Genomic DNA, 10,301 nt, shown 5'->3' with positions numbered 1-10,301 from the left:
GTAGCAAGATATCGAGGCTGCGAAACACGGTCCGATTTTGTCTCATAAGTGAAATGGTATAAACTTAATAAAGAGGGGCCGATGGCGATCTTTTACAATCTCGCAATGGAAGCGGTTAACGGAACAAGCACCGATCCGACCAATTCTGCGGCCCTCAACTTCAACGAGAATTCAGATGTTGGGCTGATTGTCGCAAAGATTACCGGCTTCGATCCTCAGGAGGATCTTTCGAAAGTCATTCTTACTCCAGATACCGCGAATGGCGCACCTGGAGATGACTTTGGGCGCTATGGAATCAGATGGGATGCCGGTTTCAACAGCTGGGTTGTCTATTTGAAGCGTCCTAATGGAGACACGACGACGCCTGCTTCCACATTGTGGAACTTCGAGGACAAGAACGGTCCGACGAATGTTTGGACGAACACCATCCAGTTCTCCGTGGGCTTTCAGACGGGCTACACACCAAAGGCAGATTACGGTCTTGCCTTCACGTTCAACATCCAGAATGTGAATGAGGCAGTCAGTGCAGTCAATTTCGGAGCTCAGTCGACGATTACGGGAGGTACGACGGGTGCCGGTGCAACCGTCGTCAAGGCAACCTGGGTTGATCCTGATCTTCTTACGGCATTCAAAAACAATAAATATGCGTTCCTGGTGGGTGGCAACCTGCTGACCGTGGACGGCAAGTTCACGATCAATGAGACGACTGGCCAGATCACGACGAACCAAGCAATCACATCGACGGATGGAACGTCAAAGGATTTGATCGTCGTTGCCTACGATGTCGGCAATAACACCCTTCAAAAGCAACAGAGCTATCAGGTTGCGATCACGCAGGCGGCACCGACACCTCCGACGATTGCGGCGGCGACGACGACGGTGAGCGGGGAGTCGACGGGCACGGTCTACCCGACGCCGTTCAACGGCGCCCTGTCGGTGAGCTACGGCAACGACCTGGACCCGCTGACGGTGGAGGTGTCGTTCGCGGCGGCGAACGGCGCGTTCCAGGGCCAGGTGGCCGGGGGCGACGCGACCACCAAGATCTACAGCTTCACGGGCACGAAGAGCCAGGTGAACGCCTGGCTGGCGGGGCTGCAGTTCAACCCGACGGACAGCTATAGCGGCGCGGGCCAGAACACCACCTTCACCGTGCAGGTGAAGCCGCAGGGCGCGGGCGCGTGGTCGGCCAGCAGCACGGCGATCACGGTGGCGGCGGACATCAACAACAACGCGGCGTTCACCGCGGGGGCGGGGGACCAAGCGGTGTCGGTCGGGGCGACGATCACCCCGTTCGCCGCCATCGCGTTGACCGACGCGGAGAACGACGACGTCACCCTGACGGTGACGTTCGCGGCCGGCGGCGGCACCTGGGGCGGGCTGACGAGCGGCGGCGGCGTGACGGTGGTGAACAACGCCGGCACCGGCTCGATCACGTTCACCGGCAAGGCCTTGGCCGTGTCGAACTTCCTCGACAACGTGACCTTCACGCCGACGGCGGCGGGCACGAAGACGTTCTCGTACACGGTGGTCGACCAGCACACCGGCACCGGCCAGCACACGGCCGTGGCCGGAGCCCCCTCCACCGTCACGGCGACGGCGCCGAACCAGGCCCCAACCGATCCGACAGCTGCAGCGACCATCAATGAGCGTTCCGGCGACGGTACGCCCGTGCTCGTCATGGACGATTTCGATGACGACGGACAGGCAATTTCCTACACCTTCGCTGTCGCGCAGGATGCTGCCCACAAGATCAGCCTGGATGGGAAGTTCCGGATCGAAAACAACAAGATCGTTGTCAACGCACCCAACGGAACAACGCTCTCCGAAGTGGCGCAGGATACGACCCTGCCGAACTATGCCATCATCGCCGATGACGGCTCGGGTGCACCGAACGGCACCGTCACGGGCAATGTGTCCATCACCGTGAAGAACGTGCCGCTCCTGTCGATCGCCGCCATCACGACCGGACCGGTGGTCGAGGGTGATGCCGGCTTCGTGGATTACGTGTTCCGCGTCACGCGGGATTCGACGGGAAGCACGTCAACGGCTACCTGGACCGTGAGTGGCACCGGGATCGATGCCAACGATTTCCAGGACCTGACTGGTATCGTCAGCTTCTCGGGGACCGATATCTTCCAGAATATTACCTTGAAGGTGAGAGCCGACCGGGTTGCAGAACTCGCCGAGACCTTCACTGTCACGCTGGGCAATTTGCAAGGTGCGGCTATCAATCCCGGCCAAGGCAGCGCGACGGGCTCGATCACCGACGACGACAATGCTCCGAGCTTCGCGATCCGCGCCGGACAGGAAACTCATAGCGGCGACGTCGGAACCGCTATCGCCGGCATTTTGTCGGGTGTCGACATCGACGATCTCGACGGTGACGATCTCACCCTGACCGTATCGTTCCAGAACGTGAAGGGTGAGCTTGCCGGGATGGTGCCTGGCGGTGGCGTGCAGGTTACCGATAACGGTACGGATGGGAACGGCGTTCGGAAGTTCACACTGATGGGCTCTGCGACTGCCATCGAAACCTTCCTTGCCGCAGTCACCTTCACGGCGGCTGCCGCAGGGCAGACAGACTTCTCGTTCACCGTGACGGACACCTTCAACCCGATTAAGACCTTCACCAACGCGGTGAATGTCGTCGGTACGGTGCCGGACAATCCGCCTCCGCCAACCCCGTCGGGCACCCACACGGTGCATGAGGGCAAGACCAACGGCTTCGTTGTCAAGACGCTTCCGCTTAAAGACGGTGCCGTCGATATTGGATATACGTTCGAAAATCCAATGAATGATACCGGAGGAAAGGTCAGCGAGGACGGACGGTTCGAGATTGTCGGCAATGAAATCCGTGTGCGCGGCGGTGTGGACTGGGTTCCTCTCACAGCAGACTACACGCGAACCTACCGGATCACGGCCACCGATGGCGTCACTCCCGTCACCGGCGGCGTGACGATCACCGTGAAGAACAATGTCGGCCCGACGATTGCCCCGATCACCGCATCCGGCAGCGGTCAGGCTGGTGCGAACGGAACGATCGTCGTCAGCGAGAATGCTGGCGCCGTCGAGATCGGCACGGTGACGGCGTCCGACCCGGATGCCAACCTTGATGGACGTACTCTGTCCTACTCGTTGGCTGATACGCATAACGGCCTGTTCACGATCGACGCCACCGGCAAGATCAAGATCGCCAATGCTGACCGGTTGCAGGTCGGCGCGGACACGCCGTACCAGCTAACGGTCCGGGTATCGGACGGCAGCATTGACGACGTGGCGACACAAACCATCACCGTCGTTGTGAAGGATGCGCCGGTCAACCCACCCAACAACGCCCCGACGGGCCTGTCGCTGAGCAATGCTTCCGTCCTGGAGTACACCCTGCCGGGTGCGGAAATCGGCACGCTTTCGGCTGCCGATGCGAATGGTGATGTTCTCACCTACACGCTCCTCGACAATGCGGGTGGCCGTTTCGCCATCTCCTCTGGCAACAAGCTCGTGCTGGCCGGACCGGGCGTCAATTTCGAAGAGGCTGCGTCTCACCAGATCAAGGTGAGGGTCGCCGATGGTCACGGGGGTGTGCAGGATCAGGTCTTCACCATCAATGTCGGTGACCAGCTCACCTTGAACAAGCGCGGCACGAAGAAGGCCGACAAGATGAACGGCTCCGCCCTGGACGACATCCTCAAGGGCGGCACCGGCACGGCGAAGGACATCATCAAGGGATTGGCCGGTGACGACCAGCTCTTTGGCGAGAACGGTGACGATTCTCTCCTGGGTGGCGATGGCATCGACAGTCTGTTCGGCGGCAAAGGCAACGACACCTTGAAGGGCGAAGCCGGCAAGGATCTCCTGAAGGGCGAGGCCGGCAACGATAAGATGTACGGGGGCATCGGCAACGACGCCCTCTTCGGCGGCAAAGGCAACGACCTTCTCAAGGGCGACGCCGATGACGACGTCCTCAACGGTGAGGAAGGTCACGACAAGCTTTATGGTGGTGCCGGCAACGACACCTTCGTCTTCAACAAAAAGACCAGCAAAGCGGCGAACTTCGATCAGATCTATGACTTCAAGTCGGGTCAGGACAAGCTCTTCCTTGATAACGCTGTGTTCAAGAAGCTCGGAACGACGGGTACATTCGATGTGCCCGCAAAGCTCGACGTCACGATGTTCAAGGCCAACAAGGCCACGGACAAGAACGACTACCTGGTCTACAAGGGCGGCGTGCTCTACTACGATGCCGACGGTTCCGGCAAAGGCGCCGCAGTCGAGATCGTGAAGGTCAAAGGGCTGAAGGTCACGGATATCTGGGTTATCTGACGAGCCTATCGGTTTTGACCTCAACTCCGGCGGGGCTCCTGCCGGAGTTTCTTCTTGGAAGAACCCAAAGGGTGCGAGCTTGTGAAGCGCTGTTCGAAGAGTAACGCATCGGCGTGGATGAGAGAATAACGACCGCGCTAGAGCCTCGGACCCGAAAGTGGACTCCCCTTTCGGGTCCGAGGCTCCTTCTCTGGGCTGGCGCATCGGATGAGGCGGAGAGCTGGGGCCACTTTTCGCTGACGCGGCTCTCTGGGTCCGTCCGAGGCGCTAACAGTTCGCGGACCGAACGCAGCAAGAGATTTCGGATTTTGCGACTACTAGAACATTGTGCGGGAAACGGGATCCGGCTGTCGTTGACGCGGCCCTTCGGGGCCGCAACGACGCTGCTTTGCTCAAAGAAGAACGCATCGGATGGGAATCCAAAAGTGGATTTCACCTTTGGGTCCGATGCTTTAGGGGCCATAGCCCTGGCAGATCTCCGCGAGTGCGGGGGTTTTCCGAGGGCAGATAACTATTTTTAGTATTAACTTAGTTTGTATTTAATATATGCAAGCTTATAGTTGTACTCAATTGTTATATCTCGCGGTTTGAAAAAGAAAAAACCAGTTCTCCTCTGAAGATGGTCATGGACGATACGCCGGATCAGGACGCCGAAGCGGCGCCTCACATCGATTTCATCATCGACCAGACTTGGCGCTCGACCAAGCTTGAAGAGTTGGAGAACGCCCTCAATGTCTTCGTGTCGCCCCAGCGTCTTACGCCGGCATCTCGCGACAGGTCGGCGGGTGGAATGTTCGGGTATCGAGGACATTTCGATCTTGGCATCTTCCGGCTCCACGTCGAAAGCGACGTCGAGATAGACCAATCCCCGGAGGAAGCTGACGATCGGATGGCTTTCGTGGTCAGCCCGAGCCAACCCAGCCAGCTTGAGATCAATCGAGAATCTTTCACGATCTCACAACGCCAGGGCGTCATCTTCTCCTCCGGACCCCAGCGGATGCTCACGATTCCGAAGGATGCGGAGCATCGCGTGCTCATCACGAGCCGGCACAAGGTTGCGGAATGCTGCGCCAAACTTCTTGGCTATGAAATTCCGGGCTTTCTCGACTTCGATACCGGGGTCGATCTGGAGGCCCCGACCGGACATAGCTGGCTGAGGCTTTTGGAATATGTGGAGACGGAGTTATCCGACCCGGAGGCTCTTATCAGGCACTCGCCCATAGCTTGGCGGCAATTCGAGCAATCCCTGCTCACCGGGCTTCTTCTGTCCCAACGCCACACCTACACCGATGCGCTTCTGCGGCCCCAATCCGCGGCCGCGCCCTTTTATGTAAAGCGCGCCGAAGCCTATATCGAAGCGCATTATTCCGAGCCGTTATCGCTTGCGGATATCGCCAATTATGCGGGAGTGAGTGCCAGGAGCCTGCAGAATGGCTTCCAGAACTTCCGTGGCATGACTCCCATGGCCTTTCTTCGGTCCGTTCGCCTGCAGCACGTGAACAGGGCATTGCTCGCGGCGGATCCGGCTGTCGGCACCGTAACGGAGATTGCGCTCGCTTGCGGCTTTGGCCATTTGGGTGAGTTCGGCGCTCTCTACAAGCGCACGTTCGGCGAAACCCCAAAGCAGACCCTGTCAAAAGCCATGTATCGCTGAGCTCCACGCATCACGGGTGATCGGGGGGCTCGGCTCGCCATGATCGGATCCGGTCAATTCAATTGCTCGATTGCACCGGCCTTTCAGGAGGTCACGGTGATGAAACCGCGCAGCCCTTGGCCGGCGAGAGCTTTGAGGGGTTGTCTTGAAATGAGGTTTCGTTTTGCGGCCTGTGTCATGAAACTCAGTTTCTTTTCTGCCGCGTCAGCGAAGACTGGTCGAGCATCAAAGTGAAGGGTCCAAAACGTTTTCTGCGCAATTTCGACAGGTCGTGCGCTTTTCCGATTTCCGCAAAGGAAGACCGATGCCACCTTTTCCCCCACAGCGAGGAGGGGCGTTCCGCTCCGACGAACTGGAGATGGCTAAATCGGTATGTACTCTTGGAAAGAAACGATGCCTAAAGATCGGGACTGCATTGAACTGCCAAGAATGCCATTTTCAGCCCTCATCACATGTTGGGGCTTAGGGCTATCCTTGCGGAAATTTAAGCATTCCTCCCCCCATACGGTACGGTTCCACCTGATCCGTGGCCGCGTTCTCCTCAGCCTCGGCCAGTATGATCAGGCCATCGACGATTTCAGAAGTGCATTGCGCTTGGACTGGCGGCACGAACAAGCGGCTTACTGGCTCAACAAGGCGACCCGCGCCATCCCACATGCGGATGGGACGCGATCTCTGTCCTGACTTTCGCGTGCGAGCAGAGACGCCGGAGTGCAAGTCCATCGTCACCATGAACGGGGCTCGCCGGATCGCGCGATCGCCCGCAGATTGGCCCAGGGCAGGACATGGCTATCCCTTCAACCGTTTTTCGACGTTCCGTCAGAAAGTTCTTCGGCGAAATGGAGCGGGTTCGCCGTTCGAAAATGTGGCTCACCACAGAATAGGGAAAATTTCACTCAAGCGGAGGCAGCTCCAGCGCCTTGGGCGGATCGCGATTGGTGTGCCGATAACCCGGAGGGCCATGCTGGTGAAAGGCAGATCCGGATTTCACTCACGCGGGCCTTCAGTTCGCTGACGCAGCTCCGCGGCCCTCTGGCAAGATCGACGTCAGCAGCGGGCCAGGCCAATCGAGAGACAATGCGGGGCCGCGCCCGGCGGTGCACCTCCCCAAATTGGGTTTCCGGGTGGTTCCCAGGAGCGGATCAGCTGTTCTTGGCCGGCGCCGAAATGGCCGGTCTCTCTTGATCTGACCCTTCCGCCCGTCATGCCGAGCCTCTCTCCATTGTTGGATGCCGCCGTTCTCGTGGATGCGATCTCCCGGCAGAGCGATGCGAGCAAGATCGTCGATACCGTCCTCGATGGCCTTCGCGAACGTTTCGGATACAGGAATATCCTGCTGCTGCTTCTCGATGGATCGCGCGGAGTTCTGATCACGCGCGGAAGTCGCGGCTACGAGCGGACGGGCAGTACATCGGAGGTGCGCCTCGGTGACGGTCTCATCGGCGTGGTTGCGACTGATGGGCGTCTCATCCATGCGGATGGCATGGACGACGAGACGCAGCCGGCCGGCGGGGGCCGCGGGGAGACCGTGGAAGGGACGGTGCCGGGCCCGCTGAGCCGGATCGGCGTTCCGATGATCGTGCAAGGAAAAGTCACAGGCGTGCTGTTCGCCGAAAGCCGGGAGCGGTTCGCTTTTGGTGCCGACGATCAGGCGGTCATGACGATCATCGCATGCCAGATCGGAGCCTCCCTCGCTCTCGCGGAGGCTCCGGCGGCAGAGGAGCATGCTTCCAAGACCCACAAATCTTTCGATTCACCGGAAGAGCGCGTGTTCCGCGTGTCGCATCACACGCTGGACGACAGCATCTTCATCGACAACGAATACCTCATCAAGGGTGTCGCGGGCCGGTTGCTGATGTTCATGCTCGATGTGCATCAGCGCGAAGGACGGGTCGGGTTCACAAACCGGGAGCTTCGGCTCTCGGCCACTATGCGGTTGCCCGAGGTCAAGGACAATCTCGATACGCGATTGCTTCTTCTCCGGCGCCGCCTGGAAGAGAAGGGGGCACCGGTCCGGCTCGCCCGAGTCGGACGCGGGAGGATTCTGCTCCAACCCCATGGTGTCCCGCTCCTCGACCGCGTGGAGATCTAGCACCATGCAGCCTTCGGGGCCTGTTCGGGCGGCGCGCTCTTCAAGAGGTGAGGGGCCGCCTCACGAGAAGAGTCCGCTTTTCGCGCCACCTTTCCCCACGATCCGTCTTTTTCCCATCGCTTAGGGCATTCCGGCAACGGCCATCATCAGCCGTTCGATGTCTTCCGGTCGTGACAGCCGGTGGTCACCGTCCTTGATCAGGGTCAGCGACACGCTGTCCCCCGGCAGGTGCTCGACGAGGCGCAGAGCATGGTCCCACGGGACGTCGGGATCCTCCATGCCCTGCAGGATATGAACCGGGCAGCCGGTCTGGATCGGGCGGTCGAGGATGAGGTGGCGGCGCCCGTCCTCGATCAGCTTCCAGGTGATCGGATAGGGGTCGTCCGAATAGGCGGAAGGCCTGTGATAGACCCCGGTTTCCTGCACGCCCTTCCGAAGAGCCTCGGGGAAGCGGTCCCACATGAGCCGCTCCGTCATGTCGACCGCCGGGGCGATGAGGACCATGCCCGCTGGGGCGATCTCGGGCCGCGTCTCCATGAGGTGGCGGGCCGCCAGCAGGCTGATCCACCCGCCCATGGACGAGCCGACGAAGATGGGACGTTCGGTCACGAATCGCTCGATGACGGACAGCGCATCCTCGAGCCAGCGGGAGATGGTCCCGTCCTCGAAGTCTCCCCCCGATTCGCCGTGCCCGCTATAATCGAACCGCAGGAAGGCGCGGCCGTTCTCCTTCGCCCAGTCGTCGAGGGCTGTCGCCTTGGTGGCGCGCATGTCGGATTTGAATCCGCCGAGCCAGACGACGGGAGGGCCTTTGCCCTCCCGGAATAAAACCGCGATGGGGCGGGCATCCTGGCCTACCGTGACGCTTTGCGGCATGGTTAACTCATCCTCAACTGCTTTGAAGCAACCGTTTCTAGATGATTCTTTTGAGAAGGCTCTTACATCCGTGAGTTTTTCAACGCGACCCGGCGGAGGGGCGGCATTTCCGTCCTCTCATGTGCATCCGCTGGAGGGTCGGACCATCCTGCAGATCGTGCCCGAGCTCGAAGCCGGAGGGGCCGAGCGCACCACGGTCGATATCGCCGAGGGCTTGGTCCATGCCGGCGCCCGCGCCCTCGTGGCGACGGAGGGCGGGCGGCTCGTCGGCGAGCTCCAGACCAAGGGCGGCGTATGGATCCCGTTCCCGGCGGCCACGAAGAATCCGTTTTCCATGCTCGTCAACGTGCGAAAGCTCGCCCGGATCTGCCATCAGGAGCGGGTTTCCCTCGTCCATGCGCGCTCCCGGGCACCCGCCTGGGTGGGCCTGGGGGCCGCGCGCTCCCTGAACATTCCCTTCGTCACCACCTATCACGGCAGCTATTCCGGCCGGTCGTCGGTCAAGGTCCTGTACAATTCCGTGATGGCGCGGGGCGACGCGGTCATCGCCAATTCGCACTACACCGGCGAGCTGATCCGCTCGGTCTACCCGCAGGCCGGGGACCGTATCCGGGTTATCCACCGGGGAACCGACTTTTCCGTCTTCTCTCCCCATGCGGTGGCCCCGGAGCGGATCGAGGCCCTGCGGAAGGCCTGGGAGGTCGCCCCGCACGAACGCGTGGTCCTGCTGGCGGCCCGACTTACCGGATGGAAAGGGCAGAAGGTGCTGATCGAGGCGGCGGCCAGGCTGCGCGATGCCGGCCTCAGCGATGTAGCCTATATCCTCGCGGGCGATCCCCAGGGGAGGGAGGCCTATGAGAAGGAGCTCGACAGCCTGATCGCGGCCCGCAAGCTGAAGGGCATCGTCCGGCGGGTCGGCCATTGCACCGATATGCCGGCCGCCTTCCTGGCGGCGTCGGTCGTGACCGTGCCCTCGACGGAGCCGGAGGCCTTCGGGCGCTCGGCCGTGGAGGCCCAGGCGATGGGAACGCCCGTGGTCGTGTCCGATCTGGGGGCCGTGCCGGAGACGGTCCTGGCCCCGCCGGCCGTCCCGCCGCAGGAGCGGACCGGCTGGAGGATCCCGGCTGGAGACGTCGATGCCCTGGCCGAAGCGGTCGGGGCGGCGCTGGGCCTGGGAGCCAGCGCCAGAATCGCCCTCGGGACCAGGGCCCGGTCCCATGTGGAGCGCCATTTTTCGCTCGAGCGCATGGTATCCAGCACCCTCGATGTGTATTCAGCCCTCCTGACAGGCCGTTTTACCCATCGGACGAGTTGACTTCCCGCAGATTTGCGCGAAATGTCGATTCATTCGTGGCAAGG

6 protein-coding genes are annotated in these 10,301 nt (G+C 60.9%); 5 read left to right on the top strand and 1 reads right to left on the bottom strand.

The annotated features are described in order from the left end of the window. Window positions 1-81: 81 nt before the first annotated feature. The 4 genes from H0S73_RS21415 to H0S73_RS21400 all read left to right on the top strand — a co-directional run bounded on the left by H0S73_RS21415 (window position 82) and on the right by H0S73_RS21400 (window position 8,066). Window positions 82-4,320, top strand: coding sequence for a cadherin domain-containing protein (locus H0S73_RS21415; protein WP_181054031.1), 4,239 nt, complete (start codon window positions 82-84; stop codon window positions 4,318-4,320). A gap of 625 nt (window positions 4,321-4,945) precedes the next feature. Continuing rightward, window positions 4,946-5,974 carry an AraC family transcriptional regulator gene (locus tag H0S73_RS21410; protein ID WP_181054030.1) on the top strand — a complete coding sequence of 343 codons (1,029 nt, stop codon included), beginning with the start codon at window positions 4,946-4,948 and terminating at the stop codon, window positions 5,972-5,974. 372 nt (window positions 5,975-6,346) lie between these two features. Continuing rightward, window positions 6,347-6,658: a tetratricopeptide repeat protein gene (locus H0S73_RS26375; protein ID WP_425488206.1), complete on the top strand. Its 312-nt coding sequence runs from the start codon at window positions 6,347-6,349 to the stop codon at window positions 6,656-6,658. A 538-nt stretch (window positions 6,659-7,196) separates the two neighbouring features. Then, window positions 7,197-8,066 (top strand): GAF domain-containing protein, encoded by an 870-nt coding sequence (locus H0S73_RS21400; protein WP_181054028.1) that lies wholly within the window; start codon window positions 7,197-7,199, stop codon window positions 8,064-8,066. Between the two features lie 120 nt (window positions 8,067-8,186). On the opposite strand, the gene H0S73_RS21395 is transcribed toward H0S73_RS21400, so the two are convergent. Next, entirely contained in the window at window positions 8,187-8,942 is a 756-nt protein-coding gene (locus H0S73_RS21395; protein ID WP_181054027.1) for an alpha/beta hydrolase, read from the bottom strand. Window positions 8,943-9,012: 70 nt separating this feature from the next. Between H0S73_RS21395 and H0S73_RS21390 the strand changes: the two genes are divergently transcribed. Next, window positions 9,013-10,257 (top strand): glycosyltransferase, encoded by a 1,245-nt coding sequence (locus H0S73_RS21390; protein WP_181054026.1) that lies wholly within the window; start codon window positions 9,013-9,015, stop codon window positions 10,255-10,257. Window positions 10,258-10,301: the final 44 nt, after the last annotated feature.

Origin of the sequence: Microvirga mediterraneensis (assembly GCF_013520865.1) — a bacterium.
Lineage (GTDB): Bacteria > Pseudomonadota > Alphaproteobacteria > Rhizobiales > Beijerinckiaceae > Microvirga > Microvirga mediterraneensis.
Note: the sequence above shows the minus strand (reverse complement) of the source record. Positions and strands in the feature narration are given on the sequence as shown.